The organism is Gymnodinialimonas sp. 202GB13-11, assembly GCF_040932485.1.
Taxonomy (GTDB): Bacteria; Pseudomonadota; Alphaproteobacteria; order Rhodobacterales; family Rhodobacteraceae; genus Gymnodinialimonas; species Gymnodinialimonas hymeniacidonis.
On record NZ_JBFRBH010000001.1, the window covers coordinates 1,337,128 to 1,358,829 of the forward strand.

Annotated in this window: 24 protein-coding genes; 11 read left to right on the forward strand and 13 right to left on the reverse strand. The window is 60.0% G+C overall.

Features of this window, described 5'->3' with window-relative positions:
- Positions 1-2: 2 nt before the first annotated feature.
- From V8J81_RS06715 to V8J81_RS06740, 6 genes are read left to right on the forward strand one after another with little or no spacing between them, the layout of a single operon-like run.
- Positions 3-794 (forward strand): FkbM family methyltransferase, encoded by a 792-nt coding sequence (locus V8J81_RS06715; protein ID WP_368474975.1) that lies wholly within the window; start codon positions 3-5, stop codon positions 792-794.
- Complete coding sequence (gene sufC, locus V8J81_RS06720) at positions 787-1,542, forward strand: Fe-S cluster assembly ATPase SufC (RefSeq protein WP_368474976.1); 756 nt, start codon at positions 787-789, stop codon at positions 1,540-1,542. The genes V8J81_RS06715 and sufC overlap by 8 nt, the downstream gene beginning before the upstream one ends.
- Positions 1,542-2,843 carry a SufB/SufD family protein gene (locus tag V8J81_RS06725; protein WP_368474977.1) on the forward strand — a complete coding sequence of 434 codons (1,302 nt, stop codon included), beginning with the start codon at positions 1,542-1,544 and terminating at the stop codon, positions 2,841-2,843. Before sufC ends, V8J81_RS06725 begins: the two co-directional genes overlap by 1 nt.
- Before the next feature lie 6 nt (positions 2,844-2,849).
- Positions 2,850-3,422 carry a hypothetical protein gene (locus V8J81_RS06730; protein ID WP_368474978.1) on the forward strand — a complete coding sequence of 191 codons (573 nt, stop codon included), beginning with the start codon at positions 2,850-2,852 and terminating at the stop codon, positions 3,420-3,422.
- Positions 3,419-4,018 carry a Yip1 family protein gene (locus V8J81_RS06735; RefSeq protein WP_368474979.1) on the forward strand — a complete coding sequence of 200 codons (600 nt, stop codon included), beginning with the start codon at positions 3,419-3,421 and terminating at the stop codon, positions 4,016-4,018. The genes V8J81_RS06730 and V8J81_RS06735 overlap by 4 nt, the downstream gene beginning before the upstream one ends.
- Positions 4,015-5,238, forward strand: a complete 1,224-nt coding sequence (locus V8J81_RS06740) for a cysteine desulfurase (RefSeq protein WP_368474980.1) — start codon at positions 4,015-4,017, stop codon at positions 5,236-5,238. The genes V8J81_RS06735 and V8J81_RS06740 overlap by 4 nt, the downstream gene beginning before the upstream one ends.
- Positions 5,239-5,458: 220 nt before the next feature.
- Here the strand turns inward: V8J81_RS06740 and V8J81_RS06745 are convergent, their stop codons facing one another.
- The 12 genes from V8J81_RS06745 to mazG all read right to left on the reverse strand — a co-directional run bounded on the left by V8J81_RS06745 (position 5,459) and on the right by mazG (position 15,704).
- The gene (locus V8J81_RS06745) at positions 5,459-6,076 is read right to left on the reverse strand and encodes a TetR/AcrR family transcriptional regulator (protein WP_368474981.1); all 618 of its coding nucleotides are present in this window, start codon (positions 6,074-6,076) and stop codon (positions 5,459-5,461) included.
- Positions 6,076-6,963, reverse strand: a complete 888-nt coding sequence (gene ppk2 / locus V8J81_RS06750; RefSeq protein WP_368474982.1) for a polyphosphate kinase 2 — start codon at positions 6,961-6,963, stop codon at positions 6,076-6,078. The genes V8J81_RS06745 and ppk2 overlap by 1 nt, the downstream gene beginning before the upstream one ends.
- A gap of 72 nt (positions 6,964-7,035) precedes the next feature.
- Positions 7,036-8,004: an alpha/beta fold hydrolase gene (locus tag V8J81_RS06755; RefSeq protein WP_368474983.1), complete on the reverse strand. Its 969-nt coding sequence runs from the start codon at positions 8,002-8,004 to the stop codon at positions 7,036-7,038.
- Positions 8,001-8,942: a homoserine O-succinyltransferase gene (locus tag V8J81_RS06760; RefSeq protein WP_368474984.1), complete on the reverse strand. Its 942-nt coding sequence runs from the start codon at positions 8,940-8,942 to the stop codon at positions 8,001-8,003. The genes V8J81_RS06755 and V8J81_RS06760 overlap by 4 nt, the downstream gene beginning before the upstream one ends.
- Before the next feature lie 33 nt (positions 8,943-8,975).
- Positions 8,976-9,854 carry an ATPase gene (locus V8J81_RS06765; protein WP_368474985.1) on the reverse strand — a complete coding sequence of 293 codons (879 nt, stop codon included), beginning with the start codon at positions 9,852-9,854 and terminating at the stop codon, positions 8,976-8,978.
- Positions 9,855-9,905: 51 nt separating this feature from the next.
- Positions 9,906-10,280 (reverse strand): hypothetical protein, encoded by a 375-nt coding sequence (locus V8J81_RS06770; protein WP_368474986.1) that lies wholly within the window; start codon positions 10,278-10,280, stop codon positions 9,906-9,908.
- A gap of 39 nt (positions 10,281-10,319) precedes the next feature.
- A complete protein-coding gene (locus V8J81_RS06775; RefSeq protein WP_368474987.1) occupies positions 10,320-10,769 on the reverse strand; it encodes a hypothetical protein in 450 nt (149 codons plus the stop codon).
- Positions 10,770-10,793: 24 nt separating this feature from the next.
- On the reverse strand, positions 10,794-11,699 hold the full coding sequence (locus V8J81_RS06780; RefSeq protein WP_368474988.1) for a DMT family transporter: 906 nt from the start codon (positions 11,697-11,699) through the stop codon (positions 10,794-10,796).
- A gap of 116 nt (positions 11,700-11,815) precedes the next feature.
- On the reverse strand, positions 11,816-12,937 hold the full coding sequence (locus V8J81_RS06785) for an OmpP1/FadL family transporter (RefSeq protein ID WP_368474989.1): 1,122 nt from the start codon (positions 12,935-12,937) through the stop codon (positions 11,816-11,818).
- A gap of 139 nt (positions 12,938-13,076) precedes the next feature.
- The gene (locus V8J81_RS06790) at positions 13,077-13,970 is read right to left on the reverse strand and encodes a DMT family transporter (protein WP_368474990.1); all 894 of its coding nucleotides are present in this window, start codon (positions 13,968-13,970) and stop codon (positions 13,077-13,079) included.
- A 110-nt stretch (positions 13,971-14,080) separates the two neighbouring features.
- Positions 14,081-14,713, reverse strand: a complete 633-nt coding sequence (locus V8J81_RS06795) for an outer membrane protein (RefSeq protein WP_368474991.1) — start codon at positions 14,711-14,713, stop codon at positions 14,081-14,083.
- A 193-nt stretch (positions 14,714-14,906) separates the two neighbouring features.
- Positions 14,907-15,704: a nucleoside triphosphate pyrophosphohydrolase gene (mazG, locus tag V8J81_RS06800; protein ID WP_368474992.1), complete on the reverse strand. Its 798-nt coding sequence runs from the start codon at positions 15,702-15,704 to the stop codon at positions 14,907-14,909.
- A gap of 153 nt (positions 15,705-15,857) precedes the next feature.
- Between mazG and V8J81_RS06805 the strand changes: the two genes are divergently transcribed.
- Together V8J81_RS06805 and V8J81_RS06810 are read left to right on the forward strand one after the other, a co-directional pair.
- Positions 15,858-17,018 (forward strand): M20 aminoacylase family protein, encoded by a 1,161-nt coding sequence (locus V8J81_RS06805; RefSeq protein WP_368474993.1) that lies wholly within the window; start codon positions 15,858-15,860, stop codon positions 17,016-17,018.
- 17 nt (positions 17,019-17,035) lie between these two features.
- Positions 17,036-18,247: a DUF2254 domain-containing protein gene (locus V8J81_RS06810; RefSeq protein ID WP_368474994.1), complete on the forward strand. Its 1,212-nt coding sequence runs from the start codon at positions 17,036-17,038 to the stop codon at positions 18,245-18,247.
- Between the two features lie 6 nt (positions 18,248-18,253).
- Here the strand turns inward: V8J81_RS06810 and V8J81_RS06815 are convergent, their stop codons facing one another.
- Complete coding sequence (locus V8J81_RS06815; protein ID WP_368474995.1) at positions 18,254-18,760, reverse strand: flavin reductase family protein; 507 nt, start codon at positions 18,758-18,760, stop codon at positions 18,254-18,256.
- Positions 18,761-18,891: 131 nt separating this feature from the next.
- Between V8J81_RS06815 and speB the strand changes: the two genes are divergently transcribed.
- The 3 genes from speB to V8J81_RS06830 are packed head-to-tail and all read left to right on the forward strand — an operon-like array spanning position 18,892 to position 21,668.
- A complete protein-coding gene (gene speB / locus V8J81_RS06820) occupies positions 18,892-19,854 on the forward strand; it encodes an agmatinase (protein ID WP_368474996.1) in 963 nt (320 codons plus the stop codon).
- A gap of 60 nt (positions 19,855-19,914) precedes the next feature.
- Positions 19,915-20,856, forward strand: coding sequence for a lysophospholipid acyltransferase family protein (locus tag V8J81_RS06825; RefSeq protein WP_368474997.1), 942 nt, complete (start codon positions 19,915-19,917; stop codon positions 20,854-20,856).
- Entirely contained in the window at positions 20,856-21,668 is an 813-nt protein-coding gene (locus V8J81_RS06830; RefSeq protein ID WP_368474998.1) for a glutamate racemase, read from the forward strand. The genes V8J81_RS06825 and V8J81_RS06830 overlap by 1 nt, the downstream gene beginning before the upstream one ends.
- Positions 21,669-21,702 lie beyond the last annotated feature (34 nt).

Consider the following 21,702-nt stretch of genomic DNA (forward strand, 5'->3'; position numbering starts at 1 on the left):
CGATGGCCAAGCGCAGAAACCCAACGCACGCCGAGATTTCGCCTGCCGACCGCATGGCGCACCTTCGGGATCAAAAGCCGGTTGCGCTTGGGAAGTTTCACATCGGTTGCGCCTTTTTCGACGGGCGGCGCGTGATGTTTGCGGTGGACAACCCAAACGATGAAATTCAACGCCATCATCTGGCCGGAGAGTTCTACGAGCCCGAGGAATTGGACATCATCCGCAAGGCGTTCACGCCGGGCACCAATTTTATCGACATCGGCTCTAACGTAGGAAACCACGCGGTTTATGTCGCCATGGTTCTGGATGCCGCAAAGGTGGTTGCGTTTGAGCCTAACCCGGCCGCCTACGAAGTGTTGACGGCCAACGTTGTCCTGAACGGCCTGGAGGATGTCGTCGACCTGTCATGGCTGGGATACGGCGTATCCAACCAGAACTCTGACGGGTTTGGCGTTGAGTATTGGGGCGGCAATCTGGGCGGGGCAAAGCTTGTCGAACTGGATGGCGGCAATATCTCTCTGCGTAAGGCCGATGATATGCTTGGCGATGTCCGCGCTGACTTCGTGAAGATTGATGTGGAAGGCATGGAACTGACCGTGCTTGAGGGGTTGGATGCGACGATCGCGCGCGACCGCCCGACCATGTTTATCGAAATTGACAATGTGAACCGCGATGGCTTTCTCGCTTGGGTCGAGAACAAGAGCTACCGCATCGTAGATACGTTCCAACGCTACGGTTCCAACGAGAATTTCTTGTTGGCCCCTAGCGAAAAAGGAGAAGAAAAAGATGCTTGAGATCAAAGGCCTGGCCGTCAAACTGGAAGAAGAAGACAAGCAGATTCTGAAAGGCGTCGACCTGAGTGTCGAGGCCGGCAAGGTCCATGCAATCATGGGGCCCAATGGTTCGGGCAAGTCGACGCTGTCATACGTGCTGTCGGGCCGCGATGGCTATGAAGTGACAGGTGGCTCCGCCGCGCTGGAAGGCGAAAACCTGCTGGATATGGACCCGGAAGAGCGCGCGGCGGCGGGCCTGTTTCTGGCGTTCCAGTACCCGGTTGAGATCCCCGGTGTCGGCAACATGACCTTCCTGCGCACAGCATTGAACGCTCAGCGCAAGGCCCGTGGCGAGGAAGAGATCAGTGCGGGCGATTTCCTGAAGCTGATCCGCGCCAAGGCGAAGGATCTGAAGATCGACGCCGATATGCTGAAGCGACCGGTGAATGTGGGCTTCTCGGGCGGTGAAAAGAAGCGAAACGAAATCCTGCAGATGGCCATGCTTGAGCCGAAAATGTGCATCCTTGATGAGACGGACTCGGGCCTCGATGTGGACGCTATGAAGCTCGTTTCCGAAGGCGTGAACGCGCTGCGCGATGCGGGGCGGGGTTTCCTTGTGATCACCCACTACCAGCGCTTGCTGGACCACATTCAGCCCGACGTCGTGCACATCATGGCCGACGGCCGCATCGTGAAGACCGGCGGCCCGGAGCTGGCCCTTGAGGTCGAGAAGAACGGCTATGCCGACATTCTGGCGGAGGTGGCGTAATGGCGGCTCCGGCTGTGAAACAGGACGTTACCGAGGCGCGGCTTGCCGGGCTTTCGATGCCTGAAGGGGCAGGGTGGGCGAATGAGGCGCGCGCCGCCGCCTTGGCGCGGGTCCGTGCAATGGGCCTTCCGACGCGGCGGGATGAATATTGGCGCTACACCGATCCGGCAACGCTTGTGCAGGCGACGGCACCCCGCGCTGCGATCTTCGATGACCGGGATGAAGCCCCGGTGTTCGGTGATATCGACAAGCTGAACATCATCTTTGTCGATGGCGTGTTCGATCCTGAGCGGTCCGATCCCTTAGAGATGGCCGGTTTGGAAATTGAGCGGCTGTCGGACGCGATGGCGACCGACATTCACTGGGCCAAGGACCTTTACGGTGTGCGGGAGACGGCGGGACAAGACCCTGTCGCGCGGCCGTTGGCGGCCTTGAATACAGCGTTCGCCAGCGACGGTGTGGTGATCCGTGCGACGGGCAAGGCCCAGAAGCCGGTCTGTTTCATCTATCTGCATCGGGATGAGACGTCGGACGCGATCCTGCACCATCTGGTGAAGGTTGAGCCGGGCGCAGACGTGACTGTGCTTGAGGTCGGCCCGGCGGCGGCACGCTTCAACAAATGCATGGAAATCGACGTCGCCGAAACAGGCGCGTTCCATCATGTTCGCGCGCAGGGCCGTGACCATGAACGCCGTGCCGCGACGCATATGTTTGCCCGAGTCGGTGCGGACTCCTTATACAAAAGCTTCACGCTGACAGCCAACGGCGTGATGACCCGCAATGAGCATGTCATTGAAATCGTGGGTGATAACGCCTCTGCCCATGTGGCCGGTGCTGCGCTTGGCGATGGAAAAACCGGCGCCTTCCACCACGACGATACCGTCTTCATCACCCATGATGCCGTGGGCTGTGAGAGCCGTCAGATCTACAAAAAGGTCCTGCGGAACGGGGCCGAAGGTGTGTTCCAGGGCAAGATCCTTGTGAAGGAGGGCGCGCAGAAGACCGACGGCTACCAGATCAGCCAATCGCTTCTGCTGGATGATGACTCGAGCTTCCAGGCAAAGCCGGAACTGGAAATCTATGCCGACGATGTGGCCTGTTCCCATGGTTCCACCACCGGCGCGATTGACGAGACGGCGTTGTTCTACCTGCGCTCCCGTGGGGTGCCTACGGACATCGCGACCGACCTTCTGGTGATCGCGTTCTTGGCGGAAGCGATTGAGGAGATCGACAGCGAGGCGTTGCGCGAGGATATCATCGCGCGGTTGATGCATTGGCTGGAGCGGCGCAGGCAGGGCTGACGCGGGATGGCATTGGTCAACGATATCGTCGGCTCCTACAGGCGCCCGCGCCCGGTTTTCGCCGGGCTGTTGGCGCGTGGGGCGGACGATAAAACAGGCTTGGTGTTCCTGTTATTGGCAATGGCCTTGGGGTTCGTCTCTGAACTGCCGGGTGTGTCCCGCGACGCAAACCTGCCCAATCCTGAACTGGAAGCCGCTATTGCCGCCGAACGCGATGATGTGCGCCCGATCGAAGGGGCTGAAGTGCCCGAAGCGATGGTGGATGCCAAGTTCAGTGCCCTTCTGTCGGCGGAAATCATGGTGTGGTTCCTGATCTTGCCGTTGGTTTTCTATGGCGTTGCCATGGTCGGCCATCTGGTGGTCAAGCTGTTCGGCGGCGTACCGGATACCACGGCCTCTCGCCTCGCGCTGTTCTGGGCACTGGTCGTTGCGGTGCCGCTGAAGCTGTTTCATGGCTTGGTGGGGGGCATGATCGGGCCCGGCCCTGCGCTGACGGCGGTTGGATTCCTGTGGTTTGTCGTGCTGATGTGGAACTGGTCCATGAACCTGCGCGTGGCCGGATGGGAGGCGCGGGCATGACCGACCTATTGCGGCTTCCAATCCTGTTGAACATGGTGCGCGACACGATCTCTGACCCCCGGCGCGGGGCCGAGATGGTGCTGGCGCTAAACCTGCCGCGCTCGGCGCTCTGGTTGGCGTTTGCACTGACCATTGTGTTTTCGATGATCCTTGCCGTGCTGGTTACCTTCGTGCTCGGCACGCCCGAGGAAGGGCCGCTGACCGGGCGAACGCCTGTCGCGCTTGGCCTGCTGCAAGGGGCCTTTCTGTTTCTGGCCGTCCACGCCGTCACCCATATCGGGCGCATCTTCGGCGGGACAGGCAGCTTTGAAGGCGCTTTGGCGCTGATCACCTGGCTGCAATTCATCTTCATCGTTTTGCAGGTGCTGCAACTGATGGTGGCTTTGATCGCCCCACCGCTGGCGGCTGTGATCTCCCTTCTGGCGATCGTCCTGTTTTTTTGGCTTCTGAGCCATTTCGTCACTGTCCTGCACGGCTTCACGTCCGTGGGGCAGGTCTTTTTGATGACCCTGCTTAGCTTCATGGTCATCCTCTTCACCCTTAGCCTTGTCCTGTCCTTGCTGGGATTGGGCCTTCCGACGGGAACACCGACATGAGTTACGACGTTGATGCGATCCGCGCAGATTTTCCGATCCTGTCGCGAGAGGTGAACGGCAAGCCATTGGTTTACCTCGACAATGGGGCATCGGCTCAGAAGCCGCAGGTCGTGATTGACGCGATTTCGAACGCCTATTCGATGGAGTACTCCAACGTCCATCGGGGCCTGCATTACCTGTCGAACCTCGCCACCGAGAAATATGAGGGCGTGCGCGGCACCATCGCGCGGTTCCTTGGGGCAAAGGACGAGGATGAGATCGTCTTCACCTCCGGCACGACCGAAGGGATCAATCTGGTGGCCTATGGATGGGCCATGCCGCGGATGGAAGCAGGCGATGAGATCATCCTGACCATTGCCGAGCATCACGCCAATATCGTGCCCTGGCATTTCCTGCGGGAGCGGCAGGGGGTGAAGCTTGTGTGGGTCGATGTGGACGCCAATGGTGATCTGGACCCGCAAGCTGTGATCGACGCGATGGGGCCGAAGACCAAGTTGGTGGCGATGGCGCATATGTCGAACGTTCTTGGGACCGTGTTCGACGTGAAGACCGTGGTTGAGGCCGCCCATGAGCGCGGGATTGCCGTGTTGGTCGACGGCTCCCAATCGGCCGTCCATATGCCCGTGGATGTAGAAGCGCTCGGCGCCGATTTCTACGCAATCACCGGGCATAAGCTTTACGGTCCAAGCGGGTCCGGCGCGATCCATATTCGGAAGGATCGGATGGCTGAGATGCGGCCTTTCATGGGTGGCGGCGACATGATCCGTGAAGTGCACCGGGATGAGGTCACGTGGAATGACCCGCCGATGAAGTTCGAGGCCGGAACGCCCGGCATCGTTCAGCAGATCGGCCTTGGTGTGGCCCTGGACTATATGATGGGCGTGGGTATGGAGAAGATCGCCGCCCATGAGGCTGAGCTTGCGGTTTATGCGAAGGCGCGCTTGGAGGGGCTGAACTGGCTCCACCTACAGGGACGCAGCGCCGGTAAGGGTGCGATCTTCAGCTTCACCATGGCAGGCGCGGCCCATGCTCACGACATCTCAACCGTGCTCGACAAAAGGGGCGTTGCTGTGCGGGCCGGGCACCATTGTGCGCAGCCGCTGATGGAGCATATGGGCGTGAACGCCACGGCGCGCGCCAGCTTCGGCATGTACAACACGAAGGCCGAGGTCGATGTGTTGGTAGATGCGCTGGAGCTTTGCCACGAATTATTCGCCTAAGACGTGTTCGGGGAACTCCCGTGATCACCGCCGCTCGCTAACGCGAGACGTTGGTGAACTTTGGGCGTGGCGCGCTGACGCGCGCGGGCGGGTCTGGCTTGGCAGATGGTGGGGCTCAGCTGGCCGCGTTCCGGGGGAGGCAGGCGGTGCACAGGCCTCCGGCGGGGATATTTCTGGCACATGGAAGACAGGGACGCGCGCTATGGGAGCGGTGTGCCGTTCAGCTGTCTGGCGTGATCAGGCCCAAGCCTCGCAAGTAGATGCCGATCCCGGCCTCCAATAGATCTTCGGGCGGGAAAGGCGCATTCGCGCCGGGGCGGCCGCGCGCGAAGAGTTCGACAACACCGTGGCTCATGGCCCAGATATGGGCGGAGAACATCGACGGCGGTGGGCGCTTTTCCGGTGGGATATGGGCGGAGAGCGCCTCGGCCGCGCGTTCCAGAACATCTCGGGATTTGTTGGCGGCGGCGGCCAGTTCAGGCGTGGCATTGGCGGACGTGCCACTTTCAAACATCGCCATGTAGTGACCGGGGAACTTGCGGGCGAAAGCCAGGTACGCGCGGCCCGTGGCCTCAAACGCGGCCAGAGCCGTGGGTTGGCCGCCATTATAGGCGTGATCCATCAGGTCGGCGAAGATCTCATGCCCCTGCCGAGCGCATTCCGCGATTAGGTCTTCGCGGCCCTCAAAATGGCGGTAGACGGCGGCGGGGGTGACGCCAGCGTTCTTCGCCGCCTCCGACAGCGTGAATCCGGTCGGACCCTTCGCCTCGATCAGGCGCAGGGCGGCGTCGACAAGCGCTTGCTTGAGATTGCCGTGATGGTAGCCGCGTTTGGGCATTACTTGGCCACGTGCCCGGGATCAGACCACATCTCGGGTGAGCCGGTGATGGCTGGGTCGGGTGCTCCAACCACTTCGTTGTCTTTATCTTCGTAGTCCAACCCTTGCAGGACCGCCCGAATGACCGCCAGCCGCGCGCGGCGCTTGTCGTCAGATCGTACGACTGTCCATGGCGCGGCAGTGGTGTGGGAGCGATCCAGCGTTTCCGCAATCGCGTCGGAATATGCATCCCAGCGCTGCAAACCTTCGACGTCGATCCAACTGAGCTTCCACTGCTTCAGCGGATCGCCTTCGCGGTCGAGGAAGCGGCGCAGCTGTTCGGCACGGCCCACGTTCAGCCAGATCTTCGTCAGGTGAATACCGTCCTGCACCAGCGTGCTTTCAAAGCCGGGAAGTTGCGCGAAGAAGGTTTCGCGCTGCGCGTCGGTGCAAAAGTCGAAGACCTTTTCGACCACGCCGCGATTGTACCACGACCGGTCGAATAGGCGGATTTCACCGGCGGCGGGCAAATGCTTGATATAGCGTTGGAAGTACCATTGCCCGGCTTCGCGTTCGGTCGGTTTCGATAGCGCCACAACGCCCGCTGCGCGCGGATTCAGGTTCTCGCGAATACGCTTGATTGCACCGCCTTTGCCCGCGGCATCGCGGCCCTCGAACACCACCGCCACGCGCGCGCCGGTATCGCGCGTCCACGCGAGCATTTTGACCAGCTCGATCTGCAGGGCGGCCAATTGATCCTCGTACTCCGCGCGCTTCATCCGCTTTTCGTACGGGAAGGAGGGGTCGAGAACGCGGTTCTTCTCAGCGCTTTCGATCTGATCGCGCACCCAGTCTGGGGCGAGGTCGTCGAAATAGGCGCTGATCGCGCCGACATGTTTGTTGCTCATGATTTTGCCCGCCTCTCAGGGGATCGCATGGCTGCGAATGTTATTCCCTATTACATTAGGGGCTTGTGGGGCTTAACGCAAACCCGACGCGGCGTTCAGACGGTCAATTGCGTCCGCAACCGCTTGCGGATCAGCATGGTGTGGCATGTGGCCAACGCCTTCCATCACAACGAGGTTCGCGCCAGGTATCGCCCGTGATAGAGGCTCGGAGTGAATGGAAAGCGGCACGACGATATCGGCATCACCGTGGAGCAGTTCGGTCGGGACGGCGATATCCGGATAGCTCGGCACCATCGCCTGGATCTGCGGCAGAAGGCGCGTGCGCTGGCGGGCGTTTTCCAGCAGCGAAAAGCGGCGCAGGATCAGGCCGGTTCCGTAGTGGGCTTCATACCCCTCGGGCTCTGATTGGGGAGAGAAGGTGCCCGCGATGGCGTCTGAGACCGTCGCATCAGGGACCCACGCTGAAATCAAAGCGGCCATGATCGGGCCGGTGATGGGGTTGCCGAGGAATGTGTAGTAGAGGCCTTGGCCGCCTTCCCAAGGGTTCGACGCGCCGGCCAGAACCAAAAGCGCACCGATCTGATCCGGATGATAGACCGCCCAAGCCAAAGCGACAGAGCCGCCGTAGGAATGGCCCGCCACGATGGGTGTCTCCACCCCAAGCGCCTTGGACGCGGCGACCAGAACATAGGCCTGCTCTTCCGCCGTTGCGTTGCGGCCTACCATATCCGTGTAGCCCAAACCCGGCCGGTCGAAGGCCAAAACGCGGTAGCGGTCAGAGAGGCGCCCGACCATATCGAAGGTCCAGTCATGCACATTGCCGGACGCGCCGTGGATCAGCACCACAGTCGGGGCGTCGCGCGGGCCTTCGTCGACGTAGTGCACCTGGATCGGATCACCGCCGCGCGGGTTCGTCACCGACACGAATTGCCCGACAGGCGGATATTCGGCCTCCGTCGCGGCCTCTCGCGCGTTGGACCGCCACAGCGTCACAACGGCCAAAACTGCGAGGAGGGCTGCCAGACCGAGGAGGAGCTTCATTTCCGCAAATCCGTGCTGGCGAGGCCGATCTGGTCCATGTCGTAGGGTGTTGTCAGATAAAGCTCGGACACCCAGTTCCCGTAGAGCAGATGGGCGTGTGACCGCCAGCGGTTCATCGGATCACGCGCCGGGTTGTCTTCGGGGTAGTAGTTCACCGGCACATTGATCGGCGTTCCCGCATCGACATCGCGGTCGTACTCCTGCTTCAAGGTATCGCTGTCGTACTCGAAATGGTTGAACACATAGAGCGCGCGGTGGGCGGTGTCTTCAACCAGCGCAGGGCCGACTTCTTCCGATGAAATCAGCGTGTTCATGCCCGCCGCTTCCATCTCTGCGCGCTGCATCTCCGTCCAGCGGCTGACGGGCATCAGCACATCGTCCGAGAACCCGCGCAGGTAGGGCGAGGCGGGGGCAAGGTTCTGGTGCCGGAAGCAACCAAAGGCCTTGGCGTCCAGCATGTGCTTGGGAATGCCGTGGAAGTGGTAGGCCATCGCCATGCCGCCCCAGCAAATGCCGAATGTGGAATGCACGTTGGTCTGGGTCCAATCCATCACGCGGGTCAATTCATCCCAATACGTGACTTCCTCGAACGGCAAATGTTCAATCGGGGCGCCTGTGATGAGAAGCCCGTCGAATTTCTCGCCGCTCGCCCCTACTTCAGAGAACGGTCGGTAGAACTCGGCCATATGTTCAGAGGATGTGTTCTTGGTCTCATGCTCGGACATGCGGATCAGGGAAAACTCGATCTGCAACGGCGAGGCCCCGATCAGCCGCGCAAATTGCGTCTCGGTCTGGATCTTCTTGGGCATCAGATTCAGCAAGCCGATGCGCAAAGGCCGAATGTCCTGCTTCGATGCGCTGTCTTCCGGCATGACCATCACGCCCTCGCGGGAGAGAACATCGTAGGCGGGCAGGCTGTCAGGAAGTTTGATGGGCATGGAACCGGATCTGCTTTGTCTGGGAGGCTGGAATTAAGCCTTCGCGGCGGCGGTGCCAAGGGCCGTGGCGATCATCTCTTCGGCATCAGCGGCGTCACGCACCGATTCCACGTCGGCAGCCGTGACGCTGACACCCCAATTCCGCGCCATCGCCTCGTAGATCGGGGCGCGATGGTGGATGACCTTGGTGAAGGCGTGGACGGCGAAAGCGTCGGGATCAACCTGCGCTTCCGACTGGCCCGTGTCGTCCAGATAGCCCTGCCAGAGCGCATCAAGCATCTCGGGCTGATAGTAAATCGGCTTAGGGTTGGATTTGAACCGGCGGATCAGCTCGGCTTCATGCCCCTCTGGGCTTTCGATCCAGATCGTCAGGGTCTGCGCCGCTAGCGCGCTCAGCACCTCGTCATCGGGATCAGTCGGATCCACGACCTCGCAGATCGACCCGCCCGTATCGCAGATGAAATTCGGATAGCCATAAAGCGTTTGTGCGCGGTGTATAAACGGCGCTGTGTCGAGCAGCGCATTCACCTCGGCTCGGCGATGCAGCGCTTGGCGGCGCTTGTATTCTGCAAAGGGTAGGCCGTCGTTCGACGCGTCACCGGGCTTGCCTAGGAACGTGGACAGGGGGGCCAGGTTGTCGAAGGTAATGTTGGAGCCGATGTAGATCGAGTCGGAGCGGAACAACTCCGCCAGAAACGGCACCTGCATGGCCTGTCGCTTCAGGTTGTCGGTGATGTGCTCGCCCATATAGGCGGTGCCAATGCGGTAATCGACCGAGTAGTGAAACCAATCGCCTTGTGCGCGCAGCTTGTTGGACAGCACGGTTTTGCCAAGCCCGGACATGCCGAAGACGGCGATGCGCTTCTCTGGCGCTTCGCGGAAAGCGGCGGGGCTGTCGTAGAGCAGTTTCATAGGCGCAGGCTTGCCACGGGCAGACGGCCCGAAGCAAGCCATGTCAGGCCCTTAGCGGTACCACACGCCCTGATTGTAGGCTTGGCCCGCATGCACGACACGCGATTGCTGACGCAGGTAATAGCCTTGGTTTTGGTAGAACAGGTTCCGCTGAACGAAGGCGCTGTCTGACATGCCATGATGCGTCGCCCAATTGTTCACGCCGCCGGGCGCCGGTCCAAAAGTTGCGTGGTAGTGGACTTGCCCGTTGATCACGGCGGCATCCACTTGGATCGGCACAAGGGGCTGATAGAAGCCTTCATCAAAGAAGTACTGGTAGTCGTGATGCGGCAACCAACCAGTGGTGTTTTGTTGGGCCGTGGAAGGTGTCGCCGCAGCCAGAGAAATGGTCAACGCGGTGAGTGCAGAAAGAAATATGGATTTCATGGTCTAAGCCTTAACTAAAAAAGGGGATTTGAAAGGGCGTTAACGCAGCCAGATGGCCTGATTGGCCACGCGGCCAGATGAACTGACAAAGCGCTGGTGGTGGCTCAAACGGTAGCCCTGGGACCGGTACTGTTGATCCCGCTGCTGGAACGAGGCGTCCGATAGACCGTGATGCGTGGCCCATCCCACGCCGGGCGGCAGCGGGTCGAAATTAGCGAAGTAATAGATCTGGCCGTGAAATTCCGCCGCTTCCAGATAGGTCAGCAACAGGCCGCGCCCCTGAACTTGGGTCTGGAAATATTGCTGATACTGGGCGCTGGTCATCCACTCTGTCGTGACAGTCTGAGCGTTTACCGCCGCAGGCAAGCCTGTACCGGTAAGCAGCACGGCCAACAGGCCAGCCGAAATAAAATGTCTCATAAATTTGGTGTCTTTCAGAATTTGGGTAAAGGGCAGCCCGCCGTCCCGGCCAAGCTTACGCAGGGTCATGCATTTCGCCAAGAAAAAACCGATTTAGCGGTTACGCAGAACCGCCAATGCGCGGCCATCGATCAGGATCAGGCCAAGCGCAAGCAGGCCGAACCCAGCGAAAGCAGACGGCGCCAAACGCTCCCCCAAAACCACTGCACCAAGCACGATGGCCACCGGAGGGATCAGGAGGGTCACAAGCATGGCATTGCCAGAGCCTGCCAAAGCGATGATCCGGTAGTAGAGCAGGTAGGCCAAAGCGGTGCCGACAACGCCGAAGTAAAGGATCGCAGCCCATGTCGCGGGCAGGGTGGGTACTTGCGGTACGCCGTCGATTGCGAACGTCACAGGAAGGATGATCAGGCTTGCCCCGGTCAGCATCCCGGCGGCGGAGACCTGCGGCGGCAGATGCGACATCGTCTTGCGCGCCCAGGCCGCGGCGAAGGCGTATGAGATCGTGCCGCCTATAACTGCCAGCTGCGCGATAGAGCGGATGTCGAACTGTCGGAAGCTGTCGAGACCAATTGCAACAGCAACCCCGAAAAAGGCCACCAGAACGCCAAGCGACTTGCGTGGGGTCAACCGCTCATCCGCGAAGACGGCTGCGGCGACAAGCACACCGAAGATTGCCGTGCCTGCGTTAAAGATGGAGGTCAGCCCGGTCTCGATGAATTGCTGCCCCCAAGCCATCAGGCCAAAGGGGATCACGTTGTTCAGCAAACCCATCACCAAGAACGCGCCCCAGATGCGCGGATCACGCGGGATCGGGAGGCCACGGATCAGCACATAGGCCCAAAGGATTAAGCAGGCCCAGAAGACGCGGTGTGCGACAAGGGTCAGGAACGGCAGCTCCTCCAACCCCACCTTGATTGCCAGAAACGACGCCCCCCAGATTGCGCCAAGGGCGGCCATGAGGATCCAAGCATGGGTGCTGACAGAGGTCTGGTTCATGGGTCCGGTCTACGCGGGCGAATGGCTGCGCGCGACCCGGAACCTGCTGCATGAGCAAAGAAAAACCCCGCGCAGCCGGATGGCGCGCGGGGCAAACGTTTGCGAACGCAGAGCGATCAGAAGGAGTAGCCGACCCGCAGACCAACACCCAGAGCGGAGTTGTCCGAGAAGGTAGAGGTAGCACCGCCGCCGAGCTGCGTGTCGGCGTTGCCGATCCAGGAATACTGGATGCCACCGGCGAGGCTGATTTGACCCATCGTGTATTCACCGCCAAGCCCCAGCGAGAAAACGCCATCGGTTGGGCCCAGGTTGCCCGAGAACCCGCCGCGCTCAGTCTCATAGCCAACGGTTCCGGAAACGGAAAACTCGTCGTTGATACGACGGCCAACACCAAGCGCGAACGTGAAGACATCATCATCATAATCGACGAGGTTACCCGAAGGCGTCGGGTAGCGGTTCGGCGTGATGGCAAAGCCGCCATAGTCCGTCCAGCGAACGGACCCGAACAGGAGCGTATCTTCCGCGATCCCGGATTGTGCTTCCAGATGCACTTGCTGGGGCATGTTCACTTCAAAGGAAGTAGCCGGAGCGGCCGCCGCCAATCCAGCTTCCGGTGTGCCCGCTGCGCCGGGTGTTTCAACACCCTCCAGCGTCAGATCGATACCGCTGTAATAGGTCAACGCTACGCGAAGTGCTATCTCTGGCATTTCGTAGGCAGCACCTACCATGTAGCCAAGGGCCCACTCGCTTTCAGAGTCCAAATAGTACGTGAAGGCTGTGCCTGCGCTCACGTAAGCATCACCCGTTGCCCGCAGGGCGCGCAAACCACCATAAACCGAAACGTTTTCGTTGATCTGGTAACGCAAAACACCCGTCAATTGCTGCGACGTGATTTCAGCCGTTGATCCGGCAAACGGATAACCAGTTCCCGTTGGGTAATCGACTGACGCGCCGTAGGGCTGATCGAAAATCAACGCGAACGACAATTCGTCGGTCAGGTCTTGGCGGTATCGGACAGAGACAGAGCTGAACGAAGCACCGATATCGCCAGAATTGAGTGGCGCGCCATTGACTGCTCCCGAGATTTCCGGATCGGCAAAGCTGTAGCCGATTTCAACATAGGTGCCCTCTTCGAACAGGATCGAAGTGCTTGGCGCGGCACGGTCAATGCCACCCGCGCTTGCGATGCTTGTGGATGCCAGCAGCGCTGCGGCTGCGGTGAGTGTATAGCGGGTCATGAGTGCCTCCCCGACCTGTATGTCCCAAAATGTCCTGCGTACACTAAAGGCGGAAAAGGGCCGTTTCGGTCAAATATTCCGCAACGTCAGGACGGGGCAGAGGGCAAGGTAAGGAAATCGCTGTGTCACAAAAGCTACACTATCGCGCGGATTGGCTGCGGCGATGCTCGGTCAGCACGTTGAGGTAGTTCGCCCCGAAGATCAACGCCGCCCCCAAAACGACCGACCATTCCAGTGGCTCCCCATAAAGCACAAAGGCCAATGCGCCGATGACGGGCAGGCGCACAAAGTCGATGGGCATCACAACCGAGGCCGGAGCAAGCGAGATGGCGCTGGTCAAACTGAAATGCGCGACAAGGCCCGAGATGGCCACAACGATCACCCAGGGCCAGGCGGCCAGACTGGGCCACGCCATGGTGCCATCGTAAAGGCAAAACGCCAGGCCAAGCACCAGTTGGATGGCGGTTAGCCAAAACAGGATACAGGTGATTGATTGATCCCGCGTCAGGCGCTTGGTGAAGATGGCCGTGATTGCGAAGGCCAGCGCCGCGGCACCCGCAGCGACCATACCGGACGAGAGAGGGACGGAGCCCGGTTGGATCACGATCAAAACCCCGATGAACCCAGCCAACCCCGCCAAGGCTTTGATCCATGTCAGCCGTTCGCCAAGAAAGATCGCGGCCAGAACCATCACCCAGAGGGGCGAGGTGAATTCCAGGGCGAAGACCTGGCTGAGGGGGATTACGCCAACGGCCCAGAACCAAAGATTTTGTCCGGTGAAATGGAAGATGTTGCGAAGACCATGGTCGCGCAATCGGTTGGTTTTGACCTGTCCCAGCGTGCCGCAGGCTGCCGCAATGGCCACAACCAACACCATCCCGATCATCGAGCGGTACGTCATCAACTCAAAAGTGCTGAGTGTGGTCGAAAGCTCACGCCCTGCGATGGCCATGGACGAGAAGGCAATCACGGCCCCACTCATCCACAATGCGGCGAGGGGGACGTTGGAGGGTGGGGCTTCAGGCGCAGACATGGATGGCAACATTGAACATGCCAAAGGCCATAGGCGCGGAAATCGGTAGCCGCAAACGAAAAGACCGCCCCGAAGTGGAGCGGCCTTACATCATTTGGTTGCGGTTCGGATCAGAACCGGAAGCCCGCCCGAAGCGTGGCAGTGTTCAGCACGGCGTCGTAATCGAATACACCCGCAGATCCTTCAACCTGACGACCCGTTACATCGGCACCCAGAAACAGGCTTTCGTTGATGTTATACTCAACACCTACACCGTAGTTGAAACCGGTCATGTCAAACGCATTAACGCCAGCCATTGTGCTGACCGTGGACCAACCGGCGGCACCATAGATCATCAGAGCGTCGGAAGACGCGAGGCCCACACGCCCGCGAATGTCGAGGATTGTGTCAATCTCGAAAGCGCCGCTGGCGTCCGTTAGGTCAACGTGCAGATACCGCACCTCTCCACCGAATACGGTCGACCCATTTTGGACGTTGTAGCCCGCAAAGACACCGTATGCCTCACCGTCGAAGGTCAAGGTGCGCGACGGGAAGTTTGCACCAGCAACCGGCTGAGCGATTTCGTCGACATAACCGTCGCCAAACCCAAGTTCGAACCCGCCATAGAAGCAGTCGAAAGCCTGTGCGCAGGTTTCGGGTTCAACATAAACGGGCGGCGGGGGCGGTGGCACTTCAACCGGACCGGCGAAAGCGGCGATGGAAGAGCAAAGTAGCACAGCGGTCGTCGAGGCAAGACGGATCATCACAAGTCCCCTGAGTATATTTGCGTGTGTCGTAGGCAGTTGCCATTAAGATTGCATGAAGGCCGCTGTATCGCCAGCATTGCCACTGGAAAAGTTGCCGTCTGTTGCGTTTTGAACAACGCTTTGATGGTGTAGTTTCCGAGCGGAATCCCAACGAGCAATTTCTGTCGAGGTCAGCGGCAAAGACAAATCCCTAAAGGCCAACCCCCTTCGCGTCGTTCCAGAGCTTATCCATCTCTTCAAGGGAACTCTCCGACGGGCTTGAAGAACGTTTCGTAAGCTCTTGTTCTATATAACGAAATCGCCGCACGAATTTCGCATTGGCTTGGCGTAGGGCGGTTTCGGGATCAACCTTGAGATGCCGGGCAAGGTTGGCCATCACAAACATCAGATCGCCCATCTCTTCGACGATCTTATCGTGAGGCAGGCTATCCTGGGCCTCTGCGAGCTCTTTCGCTTCTTCTGTGATTTTTTCCAGCACTTGCCCGATCTCCGGCCAGTCAAAACCTACACGGGCGGCCCGTTTTTGAAGCTTTTCCGCCCGCATCAATGCAGGCAGGCCAAGCGCCACGTCATCCAAAACACCGCCACGTTGCTTGGCAGCACGTTCCGCGGCCTTGACGCTTTCCCAATCTGCCACTTGCTGGTCCGCAGACTTTTGGTTGCTTTCGCTTCCAAAAACATGGGGGTGCCGCGCGATCATCTTGTCACCAATGCTCTGCGCCACATCATCCAGATCGAACAGCCCCGCATCTTCGGCCATTTGGGCGTGGAACACGGACTGAAACAACAAATCCCCTAATTCGCCCTTCAATTCCTCCATATCGCCACGCTCGATGGCGTCCGCGACCTCATAGGCTTCTTCAATGGTGTATGGCGCGATGGACGCGAATGTCTGCTCCACATCCCACGGGCATCCATGCTCAGGATCGCGCAAGTGCGCCATGATGGCGCGCAGGCGGGGCAAAGGGTCGGACGGCAAATCAGTCATGCCCCGGTGATGGGCCAAGCGCTGGCGGAGGGCAAGCGCTCACCGCGTTGACTGATATGCGCGCAAACAGGTCACGCAACGTGGCGTTGCCCTAGACATTTTCGCCCACCACTGCAGGTTAAGCATATCTCACAACGTACCGCTGGAGGCTTCATGCCCGTCATCAACTCCATCGCCGCCATGGCGGACGATCTGAAGACCTGGCGCAGGCACCTTCACGCGCACCCGGAATTGGAATTCGATTGCCATCAGACGGCCGCGTTCGTCGTTGAGCGCCTCACAGAGTTCGGGATCACTGATATCCACACGGGTATCGCGACTTCAGGTGTTGTTGCCATCATCGACAGTGGACGCCCCGGCCCGACCATCGGTCTGCGCGCAGACATGGATGCGTTGCCGATGGAGGAGGTCACAGGGGCTGATCATGCCTCAACCGTGTCAGGCAAAATGCACGCCTGTGGCCATGACGGGCACACGACCATGCTGCTAGGGGCCGCGAAATATCTGGCGGAGACGCGCAATTTCTCTGGCCGTGTTGCACTGCTGTTCCAACCGGCGGAAGAAGAGGGCGGCGGGGGCGAAGTCATGGTGGACGAAGGTGTCATGGACCGCTTCGATATCGGGCGTGTCTTTGCCATTCATAACGTGCCTGGCGCGCCGGAGGGGCAGTTCTTTACAACGCCTGGGCCGATCATGGCCGCCGTCGACACATTCTACATCAACATCGAAGGGCAGGGTGGCCACGGCGCTTACCCGCATGAAACGGTTGATCCCATTCCACCTGCCATTGCTATTGCTCAGGCCTTTGCGACCATCGTGTCACGCAATCACCGGCCAAGTGACGATCTGGTGGTGTCGGTCACACAAATCCACTCCGGCTCGGCCAGCAATATCATTCCCGGTCAGGCCTTTGTGAACGGGACGGTGCGCACGTTCGATCCTGTTGTGCAGGATATGGTCGAAAGGCGCATGGCAGAGATCGTCGATGGAACCGCCGCCGCCTATGGCGTGAAGGCTGTGCTGGATTATGAACGCGGCTATCCCGCCACCGTGAATGATGCAGATCAAACCAGCTTTGCCGTGGATGTCGCGCGCGATGTCGTCGGAGCTCAACGGGTCGTCCCCGACGCTGGCGCGGAAATGGGCGCGGAGGATTTTGCTTATATGCTTGAGGCGCGACCCGGCGCCTACCTGTTTCTCGGGGCGGGTGAAGGGGCCGGGCTTCACAACCCCGCCTACGATTTCAATGACGACATCGCCCCCATAGGCGCCAGCTATTTCGCGCGCCTTGTCGAATTGGCCCAACCCGCATGATCGGAAAATGGCTTTGGATGCTGCGCAGTGTATTGCGCCGGCTTTGGGTCCGTGTGGCCGCGTTTGCTTTGCTTGCCATATTGGCCGCCATCGCAGCGCCTGCCTTGTCGCGGTTCGTGCCAGACGGATGGGCAGACGCGTTGGGCGGCAATGCGGTCGACCAAGTGCTGGGGATCCTGTCGACGTCGATGCTTGCGGTGACGACCTTCTCTCTGTCCATCGCCGTGAACGCATATATCGCCGCCTCCAGCACGGCCACGCCGCGGGCAATCGCGCTACTGCAGGAAGATCATACCACCCAGACGACGCTGGCGACCTTTCTGGGGGCTTTTGTCTATTCGATCGTGGCGATCATCGGATTGAACGCCAGCTATTATGACGACGGAGGCCGCGTTGTTCTGTTTGGTGCGACCATTCTGGTGATCGTTGTTGTTGTTTTGGCGCTGCTCCGCTGGATCGCCTACTTGCCGGATTTCGGGCGGATGGAGAACACGCTGGACCGTGTCGAAGACGCGGCGCGGCATGCACTGGCCACACGATTGAAGGCACCATACCTGCAAGGCGTACCAAGCGACGGCGTGATCCCGGATGGTGCGCAGCCAATAACCGGTGGGCGGACGGGCTACATCCAACATATCGACATGCGAGAGCTGCAAGACCTTGCAGAGAAGGCTGATCTTCGCCTCTGGCTCGGCGCTGTTCCGGGCGATTTTGTGCACCCCAAGCAGCCGCTGGTGTTTGTTCTGGGGGATGCTCCCTCGGCTCAACTATGCGAGGCGCTTTGCGAGGCATTCACCATCGACCGCACCCGGGATTTTGATCAGGACCCACGCTTTGGGATGGTGGTGTTCGCTGAAATCGCCTCGCGCGCGTTGTCGCCTGGCGTGAATGATCCCGGCACGGCGATTGCTGTGATAGGTCGGCAAGTGGCGGTGCTGTCGGAATGGCAAGTGCGCGAGGGCCCGGATGTCGCGTTTGATCGGGTGCATGTCCAATCAATAGATCCTTCCGACATGCTGGATGATGCGTTCCGGGTGATCCTGCGCGACGGTACGGGGGCATGTGAGGTGCTCGTTCGTTTGATCCTTGCGCTCAAAGCGGTGAAGGCCAACGGACCAGATGTCTTTGATGACGCGGCAAATGCCATGCTGAACGACCTCGATGACGCCGTGTCTCAAGCACAGCTCAGCGATTGGGATCGAGAACAGATCGCGTCAGCTCGCAGTTGAACGGGCTTAATGCGCCTCTGCGCGCAGGTACTTGCGCATACCATAAAGCAGCGGATCCCCATCCGGGGCCACGCGCACTGCCTCAACCGCGCCGATGCAGATGTGATGCGTCCCGTGGCGCTCCGCCGAGATCAGTTTGCAATCGAAGCTGACCAGCGCCTCACTCAACGACGGTGCACCCGTGGCCAAAGGCTCGACCGTCACCGCATTGAACTTATCGCCACCCGGCGCGGGCCTGCGGGATGAGAATACGTCTGAAATATCGGTTTGCCCGATGCGCAGTACGTTTATGCAGAAGCAGCCATTTTCCAGCACCAGCGGCAGCGCCGAGGACGACGCATTCAGGCAGGTCAGCATCGTAGGCGTCTCACCATCGGCCGAGATCGAGGTCATGGCCGATACAGTCACGCCGCCGCGTCCGGCCGCGCCATCGGTTGTAACGACAGAAACGGATGCGGCCGCGCGGCTCATCCCTTCCAGAAATTGTGCTTTCAGATCGTCTGAATTGCCCATGCTCATGCCCTTTATTCGCGCGCCCGAACCATCGCGCACTGCCGATTGCCGCACAAGATGGATCAATTCACGCTTTCGTCCTGCGAAATCTGCGGTGTAGCTAGGGGTACGGCGGTGGAAAGGCAAAGCACATGGCATTGGAAGACGCAAAAAACGAAGTTGATGGGGCGTTCACGCGTCAAGATTTGAAGGGACCAGCCTTTGAGAACACCTTCTCCGGCGCGACGTCCTTCCTGCGGCGGCGCTACACCAAGGACCTTGCGGGCGTGGATGTTGCGGTCACGGGCATTCCGTTTGACCAAGCCGTCACAAATCGCCCCGGCACACGCCTTGGCCCCCGCGCGATCCGCGAAGCCTCTGCCCTTCAGCCCTATGATCCGCCCTATGGCTGGGATGGCTATTCGCCGTTAGAGGCGCTCGCGATAGCCGATTACGGTGACATGGCATTCGACTACGCCCATACCGCTGACGTGCCCGACCGGATTGAGGCGCATATCGCCAGCATCCTTGGGGCAGGGGCCGCAGCCATCACCCTTGGTGGCGATCATTCCATAACCCTCCCAATTCTGCGCGCCCATGCTGCCGTCCACGGTCCGCTCGCTTTGATCCAGGTTGATGCACACACGGACACCTGGCCCGATGATGACCCGTCCCGGATCGATCATGGCACGTTTTGCTACACGGCTGTGAAAGAGGGGCTGATTGATGTCGCTCGGTCTTCCCACATCGGTATCCGTACGGTCGTCGAAGATAATCTCGGCATACAAATCCACGATGCCCGCGAAATCCACGAAGACGGCGCCGCGCAGGTGGCCGCCGCAGTCAAAGCGCGCGCCGGGGATGCACCGGTCTACCTGAGCTTTGACATTGATGGCCTCGACCCGGCCTTCGCACCCGGCACGGGAACCCCCGTTTGGGGCGGCCTCAGCAGCGGACAGGCCGCGATCTTGTTACGTGAACTGGCGGGCATCAATCTGGTTGGCGGTGATGTCGTCGAAGTCTCTCCGCCTTTTGATACTGCCGGTATCACTGCTGTCGCCGGCGCCCATGTCGCCATGGAGCTTCTATGCCTTTGGGGTTGGACAAGGAAGTAGACCCCGCCGCACCCTTGGCGTATCCATGGGCCAGCACGCAAACAGAGGCTTCCTGAGCAGATGCCCAACCGTCGCCGACCCGATCGCGAAAGCCGCGCTGTAGCGCGCGAGATTTCCTATGCCCATTCTGCCGAAACCAAGGGCGGGCGGGCGATGATCCGCGTAATGGAGAATACGACCGGCCGTATGCGTCTGATAAAACAGGCAGACGGCTATGATGAGGAAATCCGTCAGGGCCGCGATTTCTGGGAGGTCATGGTTGAACGCTACGGTCTTGAGCTGAACGTGATCCGCGGCAGCCTCTCAAACATTCCGCAAGAAGGCGCGGTCGTGCTGATCGCTAACCATCCTTACGGTATCCTAGACGGGCTCATGATGGGCCATATCCTAAGCCAGGGACGTGGTGATTTCCGCATTCTGGCCCATCAGGTGTTCCGAAAGGCCGAAGATCTGAACCGTGTGATCCTGCCGGTGAACTTCGAAGAAACCAAAGAGGCGCTTGCGCAAAACCTCCGCACTCGGAAAGACGCGTTGAAGTATTTGAGTGATGGCGGCGCCATCGGTGTTTTCCCCGGCGGCACCGTCAGCACCGCCGCTAAACCGTTCGGGCGGCCCATGGACCCGGTCTGGCGCAGCTTCACCGCGCGCATGATAGCCAAATCCGACGCGACCGTCGTTCCGATCTTCTTTGACGGCCATAACAGCCGTCTTTTCCAATTGATGAGCCACCTTCACTACACGTTGCGGATGGGCCTGCTGATCAAGGAATTCAAGAAACGGGTGAACAAACCCGTGGACGTGGTCATTGGCGATCCGATTGCACGCGAAGATCTCAACGACATGGCAGGCGACGCAAAAGCGCTGATGGAGCATTTGCGCAAAACGACCTATGCCTTGTCACCCCGCCCATTGGACCCAACGGTGCGCGGGTTCGAATTCGAAGACAAACATCGCGGACCGGAAGAGAAGCCGATGCGCAAGAAACTGAAGGATCGTTACTGATGGCAGTGGGTATTTTCGATTCCGGCCTTGGCGGCTTGACCGTTCTGGATGCCGTTCAGAAGCGCTTGCCGGATCTGCCGATCCTTTACTACGGCGACAACGCGCACACGCCCTACGGAACGCGGGAACCCGAGGACATCTACAATCTGACCACCGCTGGCGTTCAGGCGATGTTCGACCGCGGCTGCGACTTGGTGATCCTCGCCTGCAACACGGCCTCTGCCGCAGCACTGCGCCGGATGCAGGAAGGGTGGGTGCCCGAAGGCAAGCGCGTCCTCGGTGTGTTTGTGCCGCTGATCGAAGCTCTGACTGAGCGGAACTGGGGCGACAACTCCCCTCCGCGCGAAGTGGCTGTGAACGACGTGGCCTTGTTCGCCACACCCGCGACCGTTTCCAGCCGGGCCTTCCAGCGAGAACTCGCGTTTCGCGCGATCGGTGTGGATGTAGAGGCGCAGCCTTGCGGCGGAGTGGTGGACGCCATCGAAGATGGCGACATGATCCTCGCCGAGGCGCTCGTCCGCTCCCATGTGGACGCACTGAAACGGCGGATGCCCAAGCCGCAGGCCGCCATTCTGGGCTGCACACATTACCCGCTGGTCGAAGATGTGTTCCGCGCGGCACTTGGCGATGAGGTTGCCGTCTATTCGCAACCCTCACTCGTGGCGGAATCGCTCGCCGACTATCTTGAACGCCGGCCAGAGATGTTGGGAACAGGTGAGGCCGCTTTCCTTACAACCGGCGATCCGAAATCGGTTGAGGCGAAGGCCACCCTGTTCCTTCGGCGGAAAATCACGTTTGAGGGCGTCGAATAGGCAGGTCGCTTGTGCGGACGGGTTTTGTCCCTCA